Source organism: Rhodopseudomonas palustris (assembly GCF_013415845.1).
Lineage (GTDB): Bacteria > Pseudomonadota > Alphaproteobacteria > Rhizobiales > Xanthobacteraceae > Rhodopseudomonas > Rhodopseudomonas palustris_F.
The window spans coordinates 959,475-979,114 of the sequence record NZ_CP058907.1; the positions used below are offsets into that span (position 1 = coordinate 959,475).

At 65.8% G+C, this 19,640-nt stretch carries 14 protein-coding genes; 7 read left to right on the plus strand and 7 right to left on the minus strand.

The window, feature by feature from the left end; all coding sequences use genetic code 11:
• The first annotated feature begins 85 nt into the window (after window positions 1-85).
• Together HZF03_RS04440 and HZF03_RS04445 are read left to right on the plus strand one after the other, a co-directional pair.
• Window positions 86-1,801 carry an outer membrane beta-barrel protein gene (locus tag HZF03_RS04440; protein ID WP_119019692.1) on the plus strand — a complete coding sequence of 572 codons (1,716 nt, stop codon included), beginning with the start codon at window positions 86-88 and terminating at the stop codon, window positions 1,799-1,801.
• A gap of 111 nt (window positions 1,802-1,912) precedes the next feature.
• Entirely contained in the window at window positions 1,913-2,929 is a 1,017-nt protein-coding gene (locus tag HZF03_RS04445) for a Na+-dependent transporter (RefSeq protein ID WP_119019691.1), read from the plus strand.
• Here the strand turns inward: HZF03_RS04445 and HZF03_RS04450 are convergent.
• The 4 genes from HZF03_RS04450 to HZF03_RS04465 all read right to left on the minus strand — a co-directional run bounded on the left by HZF03_RS04450 (window position 2,919) and on the right by HZF03_RS04465 (window position 6,322).
• Window positions 2,919-3,770, minus strand: a complete 852-nt coding sequence (locus HZF03_RS04450; protein ID WP_012494550.1) for an ABC transporter permease — start codon at window positions 3,768-3,770, stop codon at window positions 2,919-2,921. The two genes, HZF03_RS04445 and HZF03_RS04450, sit on opposite strands and share 11 nt — an antisense overlap.
• Window positions 3,771-3,879: 109 nt before the next feature.
• Window positions 3,880-4,674 (minus strand): ABC transporter ATP-binding protein, encoded by a 795-nt coding sequence (locus HZF03_RS04455; protein WP_119019690.1) that lies wholly within the window; start codon window positions 4,672-4,674, stop codon window positions 3,880-3,882.
• 249 nt (window positions 4,675-4,923) lie between these two features.
• A complete protein-coding gene (locus HZF03_RS04460) occupies window positions 4,924-5,922 on the minus strand; it encodes an ABC transporter substrate-binding protein (RefSeq protein ID WP_119019222.1) in 999 nt (332 codons plus the stop codon).
• Between the two features lie 127 nt (window positions 5,923-6,049).
• Window positions 6,050-6,322 (minus strand): hypothetical protein, encoded by a 273-nt coding sequence (locus tag HZF03_RS04465; protein WP_119019223.1) that lies wholly within the window; start codon window positions 6,320-6,322, stop codon window positions 6,050-6,052.
• A 167-nt stretch (window positions 6,323-6,489) separates the two neighbouring features.
• On the opposite strand from HZF03_RS04465, the gene HZF03_RS04470 reads away from it, so the two are divergent.
• Complete coding sequence (locus HZF03_RS04470; RefSeq protein WP_119019224.1) at window positions 6,490-7,998, plus strand: sensor domain-containing diguanylate cyclase; 1,509 nt, start codon at window positions 6,490-6,492, stop codon at window positions 7,996-7,998.
• Window positions 7,999-8,028: 30 nt separating this feature from the next.
• Here HZF03_RS04470 and galU read toward each other — a convergent pair whose 3' ends face one another.
• A complete protein-coding gene (galU, locus tag HZF03_RS04475; RefSeq protein WP_011156422.1) occupies window positions 8,029-8,904 on the minus strand; it encodes a UTP--glucose-1-phosphate uridylyltransferase GalU in 876 nt (291 codons plus the stop codon).
• A 123-nt stretch (window positions 8,905-9,027) separates the two neighbouring features.
• The gene (locus HZF03_RS04480) at window positions 9,028-9,972 is read right to left on the minus strand and encodes an alpha/beta hydrolase (RefSeq protein ID WP_012494554.1); all 945 of its coding nucleotides are present in this window, start codon (window positions 9,970-9,972) and stop codon (window positions 9,028-9,030) included.
• Window positions 9,973-10,192: 220 nt separating this feature from the next.
• On the opposite strand from HZF03_RS04480, the gene HZF03_RS04485 reads away from it, so the two are divergent.
• A complete protein-coding gene (locus HZF03_RS04485; RefSeq protein ID WP_011156424.1) occupies window positions 10,193-10,669 on the plus strand; it encodes an Hsp20 family protein in 477 nt (158 codons plus the stop codon).
• 141 nt (window positions 10,670-10,810) lie between these two features.
• Here HZF03_RS04485 and HZF03_RS04490 read toward each other — a convergent pair whose 3' ends face one another.
• A complete protein-coding gene (locus HZF03_RS04490; RefSeq protein WP_119019225.1) occupies window positions 10,811-11,587 on the minus strand; it encodes a hypothetical protein in 777 nt (258 codons plus the stop codon).
• Window positions 11,588-12,046: 459 nt separating this feature from the next.
• On the opposite strand from HZF03_RS04490, the gene gltB reads away from it, so the two are divergent.
• The 3 genes from gltB (at window position 12,047) to HZF03_RS04505 (ending at window position 19,128) form a co-directional block, all read left to right on the plus strand.
• Window positions 12,047-16,774 carry a glutamate synthase large subunit gene (gltB, locus tag HZF03_RS04495; protein WP_104513028.1) on the plus strand — a complete coding sequence of 1,576 codons (4,728 nt, stop codon included), beginning with the start codon at window positions 12,047-12,049 and terminating at the stop codon, window positions 16,772-16,774.
• A gap of 171 nt (window positions 16,775-16,945) precedes the next feature.
• Entirely contained in the window at window positions 16,946-18,400 is a 1,455-nt protein-coding gene (locus HZF03_RS04500) for a glutamate synthase subunit beta (RefSeq protein WP_119019226.1), read from the plus strand.
• A gap of 323 nt (window positions 18,401-18,723) precedes the next feature.
• Entirely contained in the window at window positions 18,724-19,128 is a 405-nt protein-coding gene (locus HZF03_RS04505) for an endonuclease domain-containing protein (RefSeq protein WP_119019227.1), read from the plus strand.
• Window positions 19,129-19,640 lie beyond the last annotated feature (512 nt).

Below are 19,640 nucleotides of genomic sequence, written 5' to 3' on the forward strand. Positions count from 1 at the left end.
GTTTTAACTCCATTAACGATGAGGAGCGGCGCGACCGCCCGTTGTCGGGATTCAGGTTTTTGATTTTGTTGGAGTTTTTGCAGTCGTGACGTGGGCTCCAGCACCGGGCCGCCGCTCTCGCGCCAGCTTGTGCGCCGGATCCGCATGTCTGGCGCTCGCTCTGGGCGGCACAACGGGCGCGAGTGCGCAAAGCCTGACCCGCGATCTGCTCAATCCGCAGCGCGGCGGCTTCGTCGCCACCCAGGACCTGCCGCTGCGGCCGACTCCCGGCACCTCGTCTGCCTCGTCGTCCCGGGTCCGCAACGTTTTCAAGCAGCCGGACAGTGACGAGGCCAACCCGCCCCTGCGGCCGACCTCGACGGCAGCGTTACAGTCTCCACCTAGCAGCGCCAATGCGGACAATGCCGGCGTCGCCTACGACGCGCTGAACCGCAAGCGCCAGCGGCCGAAATACTATCCGGGCGCGCCGCGGCCGAAGGCGATCGGGCCCGGATCGCCGATGGTCACCCCGGCGCCGCCGCCGGCGCGGCCGCTGCCGCCGTCCCAGGCCGCCGCAAAGCCGCCATTGCCGGCTTCGCTCGCCGGCCGCGTGCCAGGGCAACCGACCCGCCGGCAGCTCAAGCTCGACGACGATCCGTTCGGTCCAGTCGGCGATTATGCCGGCAGCTTTCTGATCAAGGGCGCGCTCGAAGTCGGCGGTGGTTACGATTCCAACCCCGCGCGCACCAACACCGCCCGCAGCTCCGGCTTCTACAAGGTGGCGCCGGAGCTGATGATCACCTCGGACTGGGAGCGGCATGCGTTGGTCGCCGATCTGCGCGGCGCGTTCACCGGCTACGGCCACGATTTCTATCCGCCGGCCGGCACGGTGTCGCCGGCGCCGATCAGCCTCGACCGGCCGGAATTCAACGGCCATATCGACGGCCGGCTCGATGCCAGCCGCGATACGCATCTGATCGGCCAGGGCCGGCTGATCGTCGGTACCGACAACCCGGGCAGCCCGAACATTCAGGCCGGCCTGACCAAATATCCGCTGTTCACCACCACCGGTTTTTCCGGCGGCATCGATCAGAGCTTCAATCGCCTGCAGGTCACCGCGGTCGGCAATTTCGATCGCACCGTGTATCAGGACTCGCAGCTGACCGACGGCACCAGCTATCCGAACAAGGACCGCAACTACAATCAATACGGCGGCGTCGGCCGGGTCAGCTACGAGCTGAAACCGGGACTGAAGCCGTTCGTCGAGATCGAAGGTGACACCCGCGTCCACGACGTGCCGGTCGATCGCTATCAGTATCTGCGCGGCTCCGACGGCGGCTACGCCAAGGGCGGAACTAGCTTCGAACTGACGCGGCTGCTGACCGGCGAAGTCTCGATCGGCTATGCGGCGCGCACCTATGTGGATCCGCGGCTGGAGAAGCTCGGCGGCCTGCTCACCGCGGCCTCGCTGGTGTGGACGGTGACGCCGCTGACCACGGTTAAGTTCAACGCCGACACCCAGATCTCGGAATCGCCGCTGGCCGGCGTGTCGGGCGTGTTCACCCGCACCTATACGGCCGAGGTCGACCACGACTTCCGCCGTTGGCTGACGGCGATCGGCAAGTTCACCTACGCGACCTACGACTATCAGGGCTCCGGCCGTTCCGACCGGCTCAATTCGGTCGAAGGCAATCTGATCTACAAGCTCAACCGCTCGGTTTGGGTGAAGGGCCAGCTTCGATACGACAAGCTGGATTCCAACGTCGTCGGCGGCAGCTACGACGCGACCGTGGTGATGCTCACCGTTCGCCTGCAGAACTGAGGCGCGCGCCGTTCGACGCCGTCGAAACAGACGGCAATCAGAAGTGATTTTGCCGCGTCGGGCCGATCGGCGAGTGTCCGCCCCGAACGACGGGGATGGGCTCGGGGTGGGATGACGATCGGTTTGCTGCGCGGGGCTGCGCTCCCCGTGAAGGGGCTCGCGTGGCTCGGTCGGCAGGGGACGAGGGCGATCGCCGCTTTGGTGATCCTCGGACTGCTGGTGCCGCCGCTCGGCGACATCCTAAGACCATTCGTCACCGAAGCGATCTTTGCGCTGCTGTGCATCTCGTTCATGCGGGTTGACGTCGCCCAGGTGCGCGCCAATCTCCGGCAGCCCGGGACCGTGCTGGCGGCGACCGCATGGACTACCTTGGCGGTGCCGGCGCTTGCCGGCCTCGGCTGTCTCGCGGTCGGGCTGGATGTACGCTCGCCGGATCTGTTTCTGGCGCTGATGCTGCAGGCGGTCGCATCGCCGATGATGGCCTCGCCGGCACTTGCGGCACTGATGGGGCTGGACGCGACCCTGGTGCTGATCACGCTGGTGACCAGCACGGCGCTGATCCCCTTCACCGCGCCGCTGTTCGCTTACCTGTTCGTCGGCTCCGCGCTGACGCTGTCGCCGCTGGCACTCGGGCTGAAGCTGTCGGCGATCCTCGGCGGTTCGCTGCTGGTCGCGGCGATCATCCGCAAGCTGGTGGGCGCGGATGCGATCCGTCGCCGCAAGGAGCCAATCGACGGCGTCAACATTCTGATCCTGTACGTCTTCGTCGCGGCCGTGATGGGCAATGTGGTGTCGAACTTCATCGCGCGGCCGTTGCTCATGATCGCGCTCACGTTGTTCGCCTTTGCGGTGTTCTTGGTGCTCCTGGTCGCGACCATGCTGATCTTCCGCAAGATCGGTGCCGGCCGCGCGTTGGCGCTCGGCCTGATGGTGTCGCAGCGGAATATGGGACTGATGCTGGCGGCGACCGACGGCGTACTGCCGGGCGCGACCTGGCTGTATTTCGCGCTGTCGCAGTTTCCGATCTACCTGGCGCCGCAGTTGCTCAAACCGATCGCGCGCCGGGTGCTGGCCCGGCCGTCGTTCGATGCCGCTGGCGAGCCGGTGTCGTCGCCGGCTAATCGTTGAGAGCCGAGGCCTCCGGCCGCCACGTCAGCAGCCGCTTCTCCAGCGCGGTCAGCAGCCCTTCGGCGACCAGCGCCACCACGGCGATCACGATCATCGCGGCGAACACGCCGTTGCTGTCGAACGAGCCCTGCGCGGTGGCGATCAGCAGGCCCATGCCCTCGCGGGCGCCGAGGAATTCGCCGACGATGGCGCCGACCAGCGCGAAGCCGAAGCTGACATGCAGGCTCGCCAGAATCCACGACAGCGCCGAGGGGATCACCACCGAGGTCGTCACCTGCCACGGGCTGGCGCCGAGAATCCGCGCATTGGCGATCAGGTTTTTGTCGGCCTCGCGCACCCCCTGGAACGCGTTGGCGAACACCACGAAGAACACCATCACCACCGCGAGCGCGATCTTCGATGCCGCGCCGAGACCGAGCGCGACGATGAAGATCGAGCCGAGCACCACGCGCGGGATCGAGTTGGCGACCTTGATGTAGATCGAGAACACGTCCGACAGCAGGTGATTGCGGCCGAGCGCGATGCCGCACAGCACGCCGAGCACGGCGCCGATCAGGAAGCCGGCGCCGGCCTCGTAGATCGTTACCCACACCTGCCGCCACAGCGGGCCGATCGAGGTGTCGTTCTGAATCCAGTCGATCAGCTTCAGCACGATGCCGCTGGGTTGGCCGAAGAAGAACGGATCGATCACGCCGAACCGCACGCCGAACTCCCAGCCGGCGATCAATGCGATCAGCACCGCGAGCCGCAGCACGAGCACCAGCCGCGCCCGCCGCCGCACCCGCACCGCCATCGGCTCCGCGCGAATATCTGCGGGTTTATTCATCGACGCATCGGTCATCGGCTCGCCTCCACGTCATTGCGAGCGAAGCGAAGCAATCCAGGCCTCATCCGCGGCCTCTGGATCGCTTCGTCGCTGCGCTCCTCGCAATGGTGGTCGCGTGGCATCTTCAATGTCCCGCCCTCGCGCGCAGGACTTCTTCGCGCAGGTCGTCGCTGATGCGGCGTGCGATGGCGATGAAGCGTTCGTCGTAGCGGAGGGTGGCGACGTCGCGCGGGCGTGGCAGGTCGATGGCGTGGACCGACTTCACCCGCGCCGGACGCGTGGTCAGCACCGCGACGCGGTCGGCCAGCAGGATCGCTTCGTCGAGGTCGTGGGTGACGAACAGCACCGCGGAGCGCGCCTGCGCCCAAAGCTGCAGCAGTTCTTCCTGCATCAGCTCGCGGGTCTGGACGTCGAGCGCCGAAAACGGCTCGTCCATCAGCAGCACCTGCGGATTGTTGATGAAGGTCTGCGCCAGCGCCACGCGCTTGCGCATGCCGCCGGACAGCTGATGCGGATGATGGTTCTCGAAACCCTTCAGCCCGACCCGGATGATCCAGTCGCGCGCCTGCGCTTCGGCGTCCGCCTTGGCTGCGCCGCGAAACAGCGGCCCGGCCATTACATTGTGCAGCACGTCTCGCCACGGAAACACCGCGTCCTGCTGAAACACGAAGCCGACGCGGCGATCGACGCCGTCGACCGGCGCGTCGAACAAGGTGACCCTGCCCGCCTGCGGCTTCGCCAGTCCCGCGATCAGCCCGAGCGTTGTCGACTTGCCGCACCCGGTCGGGCCGACGATGGCGCAGAACTCACCGGGCGCGATCGACAGGTCGAAATCCTCCAGCGCTGACAGCACCTCGCCAGACGGCGTGACGAAGCGGCGGGCGACGTGATGGAGTTCAATCGCGGAAGTGGAAGTCATCGAACGATCGCCCTTGAGGGTGAAAAGCCAGCCGCGAGCACAGCGCGCTCCCTCTCCCGCTTGCGGGAGAGGGGTGGGGTGAGGGCGACGCGGGCACTGCAGTGCCAGGGGCCCCCCACCCCCGACCCCTCCCCGCAAGGGGGAGGGGAGCGGGGCACGTCTCGGGGCGGACCCCTCATGTTCCAACAGCGCTCATAGTCGAACATGCCGCGGGCCATCACGCGGCGCATGATCTGCTGCCTGGCAGACTCACTGGCCCGCATTCGCCTTCACCACGAACTCCGTCGTGTAGGTCTTGGCCAGATCGATCATCTTGCCCTGGAGGTTGGGCGAGAAGCTGGCAAGGATCTTGGCGACGGATTCCGGAGCGCCGGCCGGCATCAGGCCGTCGGGCGAGTACTGCACCTTGCCGTCCTTGAGGCCCTGGACGTAGAGGGCGCGATCGCCCGCGTGGTAATCCTTCGGCATCTTGTCGGCGATCTCTTCGGCCGAATGTGCCTGGATCCATTTCAGCGTCTTGACGAAGGCGTTCACCAGCTTCTGCACGGTGGGCTTGTTTGCCTCCATCCAGCCGCGGTCCATGTACAGGCAAGCGGCCGGATAGTCGCCGCCGAGCGCCTTGCGGGTCTCCTCCGGCGAGCGCAGGTCGATGCCGATCTTGGCGGTCCCTGAACTCAGCGCGCGCTGCACGGTCGGCTCGGTGGTCATGCCCGAGCTGATCTTGCCCTGCTGCATCGCCGCCAGGAAGGTGTCGCCGGCGCCGACCGGCACCAGCGTGTAGTCTTGCATCTTCAGGCCGGCCTTGGCGGCGAGCGCGCGGGTGAGAAAGTCGGTGGCCGAGCCGAGGCCGGTCACGCCGAGCGCCAAGCCCTTCCAGTTCGCGGGATCTTTCAGTCTGTCCGCATCGGCGGCCTTCACCAGCACCACCTCGCCGGGCGCGACCGAGAACTGCACCACGTCGGTGATGAACTTGCCCTTGGCCTGCAGGTCGATGGTGTGATCGTAGAATCCGACGACGCCCTGGACTTCGCGCGCCAACAGCGCGGTGGCGGCCTGCGAGCCTGAGGTGGAGTTGAACAGCTCGACATCGAGCCCTTCCTCCTTGAAGAAACCGAGCTGGGCGGCGAGCTTGGCCGGCAGATAGATCTGCTTGTCGATGCCGCCCACCATGATCTTAAGCGACGTCTGCGCAGCCGCCGGCACGGCGGTCAGCAGGACGGCGAACAGGGCGGCGACAACTCTGCGCATCGGCGTTTCCTCATGACGTTCGCTTGTCGTGCCCGCAGGGGCCGCGACGAGTCTCACGCATCAGGACCCGGGGTGCGGCAATCTGTCAATGCCGGTCGCGGGGGACGCTGCAGCGTCGCGGAACCGCTCAGCCGCGCCGACGCGGCCGGTCGGCTTTCATCCGCCGGAAGCGGACACCGGAGCCGTCCGGCAGGCGGGTCGCGATATAGCCGGCGGCGAGGCAGGCTTCGCGCTGCGGCATCTGCTCGTCCGGCGCATAGGTCGAATCCCACCACGCCGCCCGCTGCGCCGCGCGCGGCAGGTCGAAGCCGAGCATCTCCTCGATGGCGGCAATGCTGAGCACCAGCTCCGGGACGGTCTGCTGCGCCAGATACTCTCGTAGTGGTTCGTAGGACTTCATCGGGCGCCGTCGTTGGTCAAAAGGAGCGGGTGGATGGTCGTCTAGGGAACGCCAAGTGCATTCTCTGGCCGAGTCCAGCGTTCTGGGGTGAAACAGCGTGTTAACCCCGCATTACGTCAATAACGCAACTTAAGCGCTCTGCAAGACATTGCGTGGAACCTGGAACGATGGACACGCACGGTCTCTTCAACAAGATCAGCAAGGAGCTCCACCGCCGGCGCCGGATGTCGGCGCGGGTGATGGTGGCGTTCTCGCTGGTCACCGTGCTTGGGTTTTCCGCGGTGTGCGGCAGCGTGCTGCTCGACATGCGGCGCGGCGCCGAAGAGCTGGCGCGGCAGACGCTCGAAAATCTCGCCGCCTCGATGGACGCCGACATCAACCGCAATGTCGAACTCTACGACGCCTCGCTGCGTGCGGTGGCGTCCAATCTGGTGCTGCCCGAACTCAGTCAGGTCGACGCCAAGCTGGCGCGGCTGATCCTGTTCGATCACCCGGTCACCGGTCCGCATTTCGGAGCGATCCGGGTTTATGACGAGCACGGCAATCTCACCGGCGATTCCGCTCTGACCAACCCGCAGAAAGAAAACCGCGCGAGCGAGCCGTTCTTCACGGTGCAGCGCGACGAGCCGTATGTCGGGCTGTATATCAGCAAACCGCAGCAGGTCGACGGCCACTACTCGGTAATCCTCAGTCGCCGTGTCACTGGCTCCGACGGCCGGTTTCTCGGCGTCGTCGCCGGCTCGATCAAGTTCGATTATTTCCAGGACCTGTTCAAGCGGCTGCGGTTGCGTCCGCAGGACATGATCGCGGTGATCGCGCACGACGGCACCCTGATCGTCCGCACCCCGTTCGAGCCGGAGCTGATCGGCAAGAACATGCTGGTCACCTCGGGCGTGCAGAAGATGTTCGGTCGCCGAAACGGCTGGTTCGCCGGCACTGGGACGCTGGACGGCGTCGAGCGGATGTTTGTCTGGAGCGACAGCACCAAGCCGCTGGTGGTGCTGGTCGCGAAGTCGTGGAACGACATCTACGCGATGTGGCGCAAGGAGGCGACCTGGATCGGCATCGTGCTGCTGGCGTTGGCCGCTTTCGTCGCTGCCGTCACGGTGTTCTTCATCCGCGAGATCGAGCGCCGTGCCGCAGCCGAGCGCCGGCTCGAGGAGCTCGCCACCACTGATCCGCTGACCGGGCTCACCAATCGTCGCAAGTTCGACGCGGCGATCGACACCGAATGGCGCCGCGCCATCCGGCAGAACACGCCGATCGCGCTCCTGATGATCGATGCCGATCACTTCAAGGCTTACAACGACAGTTTTGGCCATCAGGCGGGCGACCAGATGCTGGTCGGCATCGCGGTGTGCATTGCCGACACTGTGCACCGCGCCGGCGATTGCGTCGCCCGGTTCGGCGGCGAGGAGTTCGCCGTGCTGCTGCCGGGCCTCACCGCGCCGGCCGCCGAAGCCATCGCCGAGACCATCCGGCGCAAAGTCGAGGAATGGTCGGATATCGAGGGCGGCGTCACCGTGTCGATCGGCGTCGCCAGCACCACGCCGATCGCCGCGCATCAATGGTACGATCTGGTCGAAGCCGCCGACCGCGCGCTGTATGCGGCCAAGGAACTCGGCCGCAACCGCTGCGTCGTCGCCGTGCGCGGCGAGGTCACGCTGGTGGCGTAACCTCTGCCGCTGCGTTCCGGCTGAGCGTGATCACTTCTCCAGATAACGCTTCATGTCTTCGATCAGGCCGGCGCGCAGGTCGTCGCGCTGCATCGCGAACGCGATGTTGGCGCGCAGGAAGCCGGCCTTCGAACCGCAGTCGTGACGCTCGCCTTCGAACTCCACGCCGTAGAATTTCTGCGTCTTCGACAGCCCGATCATCGCGTCGGTGAGCTGGATCTCGCCGCCGGCGCCGCGCTCCTGCGTCGCCAGGATCTGGAAGATTTCCGGCTGCAGGATGTAGCGCCCGGAAATCGACAGGTTCGAGGGCGCCGTGCCGGGCGCCGGCTTCTCCACCATGCCGTCGATCTCGAACATCTTGCCATCGCGCTTGCCGACGCCGCAGATGCCGTATTGATGGGTCTTGTCGGCCGGCACTTCCTCCACCGCGATGACGTTGGCTTTGTCACCGAGCTTCTCGGCGGCCTGGATCATCTGCTTCAGGCAGCCCGGAGTATTGAGCACCAGTTCGTCCGGCAGCACCACCGCGAACGGCTCGTTGCCGACGATGTCGCGGGCGCACCACACCGCGTGGCCGAGGCCGTGCGGCGCCTGCTGGCGGGTGAAGCTCATCGCGCCGGCCTCCGGCTGGTCGCGCGCCAGGATTTCCATCTCGCTCTTCTTGTTGCGCTTCTCCAGCGTGACATCGAGCTCGAACTGGCGGTCGAAGTGATCCTCGATCATGCCCTTGTTGCGTCCCGTGACGAACACGAAGTGCTCGATGCCGGCTTCCCGCGCTTCATCGACGACGTACTGGATCAGCGGTCGATCGACGATGGTCAGCATCTCCTTCGGCATCGCCTTGGTGGCGGGGAGAACGCGGGTGCCGAGGCCGGCGACCGGGAAGACGGCTTTGCGGATTTTCATGGTCTGGAGATCTTTCGAGAGGGACGGAAAGGCGAAACCGGACGGTCTTGCAGCCTGCAACCAAGGCGGATGTGTGAAGTTCCGAAACGCGGCGCGAAGCCTCGCCGGAGACAGAATGTCACATCAGAAAAGCGGCGTCCCCGGTACGAAAGCATCGAACGCCGCCCAGAATTGCTGGCGGTAGCGATCCTGCTCCTGGAGGATTTCGTGCTTGGCGCCGGGGATCACCAGATGCGAGCCGGCCCGCAAATGATAAGCGAACTCTTCGATCGCCGGCGTCGACACCACGCCGTCCATACCAGCCGCGATCATCAGGATCGGCTGCCGGATCTGCGACGGATAGTTGGTCGCCTTGAAGGCGTGCATGGCGCGGAAAGCGGTGTCGGCCCATGCGACGGTCGGCGAGGCGAGGCCCAGGGTCGGATCTTCGGCGACGATCGCGGCGTTGCGGGCGTAGCGCACCGGATCCGAGGTCAGCTTGTTTCCGACGAACGGCTCGGTGTTGGCGAGCACGTCGTTGCCGCCGGGAACGTAACGGCCGCCTTGGCCGGCCAGCCGCATCGCCCGCAGCAATAGCCTGATCGGCAGCGCGGTGGTGTTGCCGGCAAGGTCGATCATCGGGGCCGACAGCACCATGCGGTCGAACCAGCGCTTGCCGGAGCGGGCGATCCGCAGCATCACCGCCCCGCCCATCGAATGCGCCAGCGCGAAATGCGGCGGCGGGCAGTCCGGCAGCACGACTTCACGCACGAAGGTTTCGACGTCGACCTCGAAGTCGGCGAAGTTGCGCACATAGCCCTTGCGATAGTCGCGCAGCCGGCGCTCGGAATGGCCCTGGCCGCGCCAGTCGAGCGCCGCGACTGCAAAGCCGCGATCGCGCAGATCGCGCACCGTCTCGAAGTACTTCTCGATCTGTTCGGTGCGCCCGGTGAAGACGCATACGGTGCCTTTGCGGTGCCCCGGCGGCTCCCATCGCGCAAACCGCAGCTGGACGCCATCGGGCGTCTTGATGAAGCCGGAGACGGCGTCTTCGGGCACCGGATTGGCAGGAGTCGAGACGAGCGTCATGGACCGAGTCCGGAGGGGAGAAAATGCCTGGAAAATCTGGATGAAAGCGGCGGGCGCGAACAGCTTCGGGCCCCCTCTTGAACCCCGAAACACCCCTCCCATATCATCTTGGTGCAGGCCACACCAAGGGGTCAGGAACTGACTTCACCGGCTGCACGGACAAGGCCCGGCCCGATGGCGGGCGGGTCATCACATAGTCGCTTCTAGGAGGACTTTGACCATGCGTAGCTTCGATCTCACCCCGTTCTATCGTTCGACCATCGGCTTTGACCGGCTGTTCAATCTGCTCGACCAGACCGCTGCGGATGCGGCCGCGCCCGGCTATCCGCCCTACAATATCGAGCGGACCGGCGAGAATGCGTATCGCATCACCGTTGCGGTCGCCGGGTTCTCTCCGTCCGAGCTGTCGATCGTCAGCAAGGAGAACACGCTGACCATCAAGGGCGAGAAGACCGCTGAAGAGGCCGCCAAGGCTGAAGTGCTGTATCGCGGCATCGCAGCGCGCGCCTTCGAGCGGGCCTTCCAGCTCGCCGACTATGTCACGGTGAAAAACGCCAGCCTCGAAAACGGTCTGCTGCACGTCGACCTCGTGCGCGAAATTCCCGAGGCGAAAAAGCCGCGCAGCATTCCGATCAGCATCAATGCTCAGGCGGGCCCGCAAGTGGTCACCGACAACACCGAGAAGGCGGCCGCGTAACGCGCCGCCCGCTCGCGAACTTTCTTTCGCCGCATAGACCCCTAGCCAAGCAGGCGCCCCGGGCAACCGGGGCGCTTTGCTATTGGGAAGATCATTGCGGACTGGCGACAGCGCAGTTCGCCCGCAAAGCGGAGCCGTTGGTTACTCCAGTCCCTGCACCGGCGGCATCGCTTCGGTCGGGCGGATGGTGGCGGAGGAGGGCTTGGCCCGCACCGGCGAAGGTCCCGCGGCCGACGGCATCGCGGTCGGGCTCTGTACCGCCGCGGTGTCCTGTTTGGTGTTGTTGCCGGTATCCTGCTTGGCCTGATCGAGCGCCGGCTTGGAGCCATCCTTGGCTGCGGCCTCACCCGCGGAGTTGGCCGCCTTATCCCCTGCCGGATGCTGCGGCGCCGGCCGCGGCAGGGGAGTGGCGGCATTGCGATTGGCGACCCGCCCCACCGGCTTCGGCGGCCGTGGCGGATTGGGCTCGGCAAACCGGGGCAGGCCCTGGATCCGGCCGTAGCTCGCGACCGTGACTTCTTCCATGCGGTCGCCCATCTGCCAGGCAGGCATGAACCGGACCAGCCGGCCGGTGCGGCCGTCGATCACCAGGCGGCCGTCGTCGCCGTCCGGATTGATCGCCGCCATGGTGTAGACCGCCCCGCGTTGGCGCGGATAGCCGAGCGGCGAAAAGCCCTCGGCCCGGGCCGCGCGGGTGACCTCGTCCGGCGACAGCACCTCCAGGACCTCGGCGAGCGGCGCCGGGCGGCGCAGATCCCGCCGCGGCGAAGGCGGCATCGCCGCATACGAGCCCTGAAGGTCCGATACTCTGGTGACGGGCGGCCGCGCGGCTCCGCCGGCCGGCAGCGGATCGGCCATCGCTGTGGTCGCGGCGGTCGCCGCAAGACCCGCCGACATTACCCATCCCTTGAATTTCATAGCTCATGCTCCCTGCAGCGCTCGCCCCGTTCTGGTGCGGAGCGGGAGGCTCGCGGGGGAATTTGGCCTGGGGTTGGCCCAAACGCGGCGCATTTGGCGTGAATCCGCGGCAGCCGCGGCCGCACTGCAGTAGCGAAAGCAATCCAGGACCGGGCGGGACGACCATCGAATGGGGGACGTGGGCGCGCTTGTGTGCTAGACAAAAATTTGGCAAAGTCGTGCTAGGACAGCATCGCTGTCTCATTTACGGTGGTAGCCCGGCACGGGGTTTGCAGCGTCACGCGAGGCGATTGACGTCGCGCGCGGCACCTGATTGTCCGTTGGGCGATATGGACACCGGGGTCTGAATACGCAAATCGTGGCTCGCGGAGCGCGAGCGGTGGCCCGGAGGGTGCCGCGAGCGTTCGAAGTGCGCCGATGCTGGATAGTGTATCCCCTCCCGGGATGAAGAGGACGAAGATGAGCGGGTCTGAGTGCGAGCGCGAAATTATGGTTGCCAATGCGCTGACGGCGGACTCGGCTGTCAAAACCACCGCGCGTGAACACACCTGGCGTCCGCCGGCCGAAGGTCTGTACGACCTGTCGCGGGAAAAGGACGCCTGCGGCGTCGGCTTCATCGCCAACATCAAGGGCGTCAAGTCGCATCAGATCGTCTGTGACGCGCTGCGTATCCTGTGCAACCTCGAGCACCGCGGCGCCGTCGGTGCCGATCCGCGCGCCGGCGACGGCGCCGGCATTCTGGTGCAGATCCCGCACGCCTTCTTCAGCCGCAAGGCCACCGAACTCGGCTTCTCACTGCCGGCGCCGGGCGAATACGCGGTCGGCGCGCTGTTCATGCCGCGCGAGACTTCGTGGCGGAAGGTGATCAAGAGCATCATCGAGGATCGCATCAAGGCCGAAGGCCTGACCTTCCTCGGCTGGCGCGACGTGCCGACCGACAACTCCTCGCTCGGCGAGACCGTGAAGCCGACCGAGCCTGCCAATATGCAGGTGTTCATCGGCCGTGGCACCGCGATCACTTCGGAAGACGATTTCGAGCGCAAGCTCTACATCCTGCGCAAGTCGATCTCGAACGCGATCTATCAGCGTCGCGAGCGCGCGCTTGCTGGTTACTATCCGGTGTCGCTGTCGTGCCGCACCGTGATCTACAAGGGCATGTTCCTGGCCGACCAGCTCGGCAAGTACTATCCCGACCTGCACGAGGACGACTTCGCCAGCGCGCTGGCGCTGGTGCATCAGCGGTTCTCGACCAACACCTTCCCGACCTGGTCGCTGGCGCATCCGTACCGCATGGTCGCGCACAACGGCGAAATCAACACCCTGCGCGGCAACGTCAACTGGATGGCAGCGCGTCAGGCGTCGGTGCATTCGGAGCTGTACGGCGAAGACATCAGCCGGCTGTGGCCGATCTCCTATGAAGGCCAGAGCGACACCGCCTGCTTCGACAACGCGCTCGAATTCCTGGTGCGCGGCGGCTACTCGCTGACGCACGCGGTAATGATGATGATTCCGGAAGCGTGGGCCGGCAACCCGCTGATGGACGAGAAGCGCCGCGCTTTCTACGAGTATCACGCCGCTCTGATGGAGCCGTGGGACGGCCCGGCTGCGCTCGCCTTCACCGATGGTCGCCAGATCGGCGCCACGCTCGACCGTAACGGTCTGCGTCCGGCGCGCTATCTCGTTACCAAGGACGACCGCATCGTGATGGCGTCCGAAATGGGCGTGTTGAAGATTCCGGAAGATCAGATCGTCACCAAGTGGCGGCTGCAGCCCGGCAAGATGCTGCTGGTCGACCTTGAGCAGGGCCGCCTGATTCCGGACGAAGAAATCAAGGCGCAGCTCGCCGCCAGCCAGCCCTATGCCGACTGGCTGCATCGCACCCAGATCGTGCTGGAAGAGCTGAAGGAAGCGCCGGTCAAGGGCCAGCGCTCCAACCTGCCGCTGCTCGATCGGCAGCAGGCGTTCGGCTACACCCAGGAAGACATCTCGATCCTGCTGACGCCGATGGCGTCGACCGGCGAGGAAGCCAACGGCTCGATGGGCAACGACACCCCGCTGTCGGCGCTGTCGGACAAGCCGAAGCTGCTCTACACCTACTTCAAGCAGAACTTTGCCCAGGTCACCAACCCGCCGATCGATCCGATCCGCGAGGAGCTGGTGATGAGCCTGGTGTCGATCATCGGTCCGCGTCCGAACCTGTTCGATACCGAAGGGCTCGCCGGCACCAAGCGCCTGGAAGTGCGTCAGCCGATCCTGACCGACGGCGACCTCGAGAAGATCCGTTCGATCTCTGAAGTCGGCGACTCGCATTTCAAGTCGCGCACGCTCGACACCACCTTCCACGCCGGGCTGGGCGCGTCGGGCATGGAGCAGGTGCTCGACGAGCTCAACGGTCGCGCTGAATCCGCGGTGCGTGACGGCGTCAACATCATCATCCTGAGCGACCGCGCCGCCGGTTCCGACCGGATTCCGATCCCGGCGCTCTTGGCCTGCGCCTCGGTGCATCATCACCTGATCCGCGTCGGCCTGCGGACCTCGGTCGGTCTAGTGATTGAGTCCGGCGAGCCGCGCGAAGTCCATCACTTCGCCTGCCTGGCCGGTTTCGGCGCCGAAGCCATCAACCCGTATCTGGCGTTCGAGACCATCATCGCGCTGAAGGACCGGCTGCCGACCAAGCTCGAAGACAAGGAAATCGTCAAGCGCTACATCAAGTCGATCGGCAAGGGCCTGCTCAAGGTCATGTCGAAGATGGGCATCTCGACCTATCAGTCGTATTGTGGCGCGCAGATCTTCGACGCCGTCGGACTGCGTCACGACTTCATCGCCAAGTACTTCGCCGGCACCCACTCGCAGATCGAAGGCGTCGGCCTCGCCGAGATCGCCGAAGAGACCGTGCGCCGGCATCGCGACGCGTTCGGCACCGCGCTGGTGTACAAGACCGCGCTCGACGTCGGCGGCGAATACGCCTACCGCACCCGCGGCGAAGATCACGCCTGGACCGCGGACTCGGTCGCGACCTTGCAGCATGCGGTGCGTGGCAATTCGCAGGAGCGCTATCGCGCGTTCGCCAAGCTGCTCAACGAGCAGCAGGAGCGGCTGCTGACGCTGCGTGGCCTGTTCAAGATCAAGGGCGCCGAGGCCGAAGGCCGCAAGCCGGTGCCGCTCGCCGAAGTCGAGCCGGCGGCCGAGATCGTCAAGCGGTTCGCGACCGGTGCGATGAGCTTCGGATCGATCTCGCGCGAGGCGCATACCACGCTGGCGATCGCCATGAACCGGATCGGCGGCAAGTCGAACACCGGTGAGGGCGGCGAGGAGCCGGATCGCTTCAAGCCGATGGCGAACGGCGACTCGATGCGCTCGGCGATCAAGCAGGTCGCCTCGGGGCGGTTCGGCGTCACGACGGAATACCTCGCCAATTCCGACATGATCCAAATTAAGATGGCGCAGGGTGCCAAGCCCGGCGAAGGCGGTCAGTTGCCCGGCCACAAGGTCGACGCCACGATCGCGGCGGTGCGCCACTCGACCCCCGGCGTCGGCCTGATCTCGCCGCCGCCGCACCACGACATCTATTCGATCGAAGATCTGGCGCAGCTGATCTACGATCTGAAGAACGTCAATCCCTCGAGCGCAATCTCGGTGAAGCTGGTGTCGGAAATCGGCGTCGGCACCGTCGCGGCGGGCGTCGCCAAGGCGCGCGCCGACCACGTCACCATCTCGGGCTTCGAAGGCGGCACCGGCGCTTCGCCGCTGACCTCGATCAAGCACGCCGGTTCGCCGTGGGAAATCGGCCTCGCCGAAACCCATCAGACCCTGGTGCGCGAGCGGCTGCGGTCGCGTATCGTCGTCCAGGTCGACGGCGGCTTCCGCACCGGCCGTGACGTCGTGATCGGCGCGCTGCTCGGCGCCGACGAGTTCGGCTTTGCCACCGCGCCGCTGATCGCGGCCGGCTGCATCATGATGCGCAAGTGCCATCTCAACACCTGCCCGGTCGGCGTCGCGACGCAGGACCCGGTGCTGCGCAAGCGCTTCACCGGCCAGCCCGAGCACGTCATCAACTACTTCTTCTTCGTCGCCGAAGAAGTCCGCGAGCTGATGGCGAGCCTCGGCTACCGCAGCTTCAACGAGATGGTCGGCCAGTCGCAGATGCTCGATCACGCCGCTCTGGTCGCACACTGGAAGGCCAAGGGCCTCGACTTCTCCAAGCTGTTCTTCAAACAGAAGGCGGACAAGGGCCAGACGATCTTCCATTCGGAAGGCCAGGATCATCATCTCGACAGCGTGCTCGACCGCAAGCTGATCGCCAAGTCGCAGGCGGCGATCGACCGCGGCGCGCCGGTGAAGTTCGAGATCGAGATCAACAACACCGACCGCTCGGCCGGCGCGATGCTGTCCGGCACCGTCGCCAAGCATTACGGCCACGCCGGCCTGCCGGCCGACACCATCCAGGTGCACCTCAAGGGCACCGCGGGTCAGGCGTTCGGCGCTTGGCTGGCGCGCGGCATCACCTTCGATCTCGAAGGCGAAGGCAACGACTACGTCGGCAAGGGCCTGTCGGGCGGCAAGATCATCGTCCGGCCGCCGGCCAATTCGGGCATCGTGCCGGAGCATTCGATCATCGTCGGCAACACCGTGATGTACGGCGCCATCGAGGGCGAGTGCTACTTCCGCGGCGTCGCCGGCGAACGCTTCGCGGTGCGTAACTCGGGCGCGGTCGCGGTGGTCGAAGGCGCCGGCGATCATTGCTGCGAATACATGACCGGCGGCATCGTCGTGGTGCTCGGCAAGACCGGCCGTAACTTCGCGGCCGGCATGTCGGGCGGCGTCGCCTATGTGCTGGACGAGGACGGCAGCTTCGCCAAGACCTGCAACATGGCAATGGTCGAGCTCGAGCCGGTGCTGTCGGAAGAGATGATCAACGCCGGCACGTTCCACCAGTCCGGCGATCTCGAAGCGCACGGCAAGGTCGATGTGTTCGCCGATCTTCTCGGCGCCGACGTCGAGCGGCTGCACGTGCTGATCTCGCGCCACGCCAAGTACACCGGCTCCAAGCGCGCCCAGGACATCCTGGCGAACTGGAAGAGCTACCTGCCGAAATTCCGCAAGGTGATGCCGGTCGAGTATCGCCGCGCGCTGCGCGAGATGAAAGCTCGCGCCGCCGAGGAGCCGAAGATCGCGATCGGGGCGTAAGCCCTCGTCACAAAACGGTCCGCCCCCTGAGATGCCGGTGTTACCAGCCGGCCTCGCAGGGTGAGCGCCGCGGGGACAGCAACAGCAGAACAAGCCATCCTTCGAGGCTCGCCGAGCGGGCTCGCACTTCAGGATGACGACGAGATAAGAAATTAGAGGCGTCAGAGTTCGATGGGCAAGGTCACGGGGTTTCTGGAAATCGAGCGGCACGATCGCGTTTATGCGCCGGTCACCGATCGGGTGAAGAACTACAACGAGTTCGTGGTTCCGCTCAGCGAGAAAGACCTGCGCGACCAGGCCGCCCGCTGCATGAACTGCGGCATCCCGTATTGCCACGGCACCGGTTCGGCGCAGCCGGGCGCGACGGGCTGCCCGGTCAACAACCAAATCCCCGACTGGAACGACCTGGTTTACAACGGCTATTGGCAGGAGGCCGCGCGCACCCTGCACTCGACCAACAACTTTCCGGAATTCACCGGCCGGATCTGCCCGGCGCCGTGCGAAGCGTCGTGCACGCTGAACATCGACGACAACCCGGTCACCATCAAGACGATCGAATGCGCGATCGTCGACACCGCGTTCGACAACGGCTGGGTCACGCCGGAGATTGCGGCGGTCAAGACTGGCCAGAGCGTCGCGGTCGTCGGCGCCGGCCCGGCGGGCCTCGCCTGCGCCCAGCAATTGGCGCGCGCCGGCCACGACGTCCACGTCTATGAGAAGTTCGCCAAGGCCGGCGGCCTGCTCCGCTACGGCATCCCGGACTTCAAGATGGAGAAGACTCTGATCGACCGCCGCGTCGCTCAGATGGAAGCCGAAGGCGTCACCTTCCACTACGGCGCGCCGGTCGGCGGCAGCGCTCCTGGCGCAGTCGATCCGGCCGAGCTGCTCAAGCAGTACGACGCCGTCGCGCTGACCGGCGGTGCCGAAGCGCCGCGCGATCTGCCGATCCCGGGCCGTGAGCTCGGCGGCATCCATTTCGCGATGGACTTCCTCACCCAGCAGAACCGCCGGGTCTCCGGCGAAGCCGTGAACGGCACCGACATTCTCGCCGCCGGCAAGAATGTGGTGGTGATCGGCGGCGGCGACACCGGTTCGGACTGCATCGGCACCTCGATCCGTCAGGGCGCCAAGTCGGTGACCCAGATCGAAATCATGCCGGCGCCGCCGGAGCGTGAGAACAAGGCGCTGACCTGGCCGAACTGGCCGATGAAGATGCGCACCTCGTCGAGCCAGGCCGAAGGCGCCGCGCGCGAATTCGCCGTGATGACGCAGTCGTTCGAAGGCGAGGGTGGTGTCGTCAAGAAGCTGAACTGCGTCCGCGTCGACGCCAAGTTCCAACCGATCCCCGGCACCGAATTCGTGCTCGAAGCCGACCTCGTGCTGCTGGCGATGGGCTTCGTCTCGCCGGTCAAGGAAGGCCTCCTCACCCAGCTCGGCGTCGCGCTCGACCCTCGCGGCAACGTCGCCGCCGACCTGTCGCACTTCACCACGTCGGTCGACAAGGTGTTCGCCGCCGGCGACATGCGCCGCGGCCAGTCGCTGGTGGTCTGGGCGATCCGCGAAGGCCGCCTCTGCGCCCAGGCGATCGACCGGTTTTTGATGGGCTCGACCACGCTGCCGCGGTAAGGGGCGACGGGGGCCACACCCCAAGCGTCATGCGCGGGCTCGACCCGCGCATCCATCGCGCGCATTAGCGCGATCGACATTACTTAAGCGAAGATCGATCGATTGCCGGGTCAAGCCCGGCAATGACGGTGGGGTTGCAACGAGCTGCCGCCCAGCCGCAGCTCCTGCCTTCACGCTACGCTCCATGGAAGGTGAGCAGGCCGCCGCCGAGCCGGCAGCGGCTGGCGCACGGAACGCGCGAATCTTACCCATTTACTACCCGTCCTGGTTGACGAAGCAGCCACGCGGATCGAAGCTCTTGCAGCCGAGCGAGAGGATCAGCCGTGGCCAGTGCCACCGCACGTGGACTTCGCAAGCGTCTCACACCCCAGGAAAGGCGGCTGTGGGTTGGGCTGCGCGGGCTTAAGCCGCGCGGCTATCACTTCCGGCGGAAGGCGCCGATCGGTTGCTATGTGGTCGACTTCGTCTGCTTGTCCGCCAGGCTGATCATCGAAGCCGATGGCGATCAGCACGCCATGCCGGCGTATTTCACCGCTGATCGGCAGCGCGGTGTTGTCCTACGCCGTCAAGGCTTCCGTGTGCTGCATTTTTGGGATTCCGACATCGATCGATACTTCGACGGTGTGATGCAGACCGTGCTCGATGCGCTGGCGACTCCGGCCATTCGACCTCACGTGCCGCGAACCGGTCCCCCCATCCATGAAGGAGCGGGAGAGCGTGGCGGGTGATGGGTGACGTCTGGCGTTGACGTCGAGTTGTGACCTCAGCCCACCCCGAGTCATTCCGGGCGCGACCGTAAGGTCGCGAACCCGGAATCTCTTTGCTATCAGCAGCGCTGTAGGATGGGTTGAGCGCAGCGAAACCCATCACCGCCTCGCCGCGCAGCGTTGGGTTTCGCGTTGCTCAACCCATCCTACAGACGGTCACTCACACAGGCGTCATGCGCGGGCTCGACCCGCGCATCCATCGCGCGCGTAACGCGCAACCAATACCAAGAGCACGGCCTCATCCTGAGGAGCCGCGGCGAAGCTCGAAGAGCGTAGCCGGGGCGTCTCGAAGGATGGATTGCCAGGTCAAGCGAGGCAATAACGCAGTCTTGTACGATGGGTTGAGCGCAGCGAATCCCATTATCATGCTTCGTCGAACTCGACGCCGCTGCGGGGGTAGAGGGCGCCCCCAGCTTTGGGTGTAACTTCGGCCAAGCAGAGTTTGGTAAAGCGTCTCAATCAATAGTCGTCTT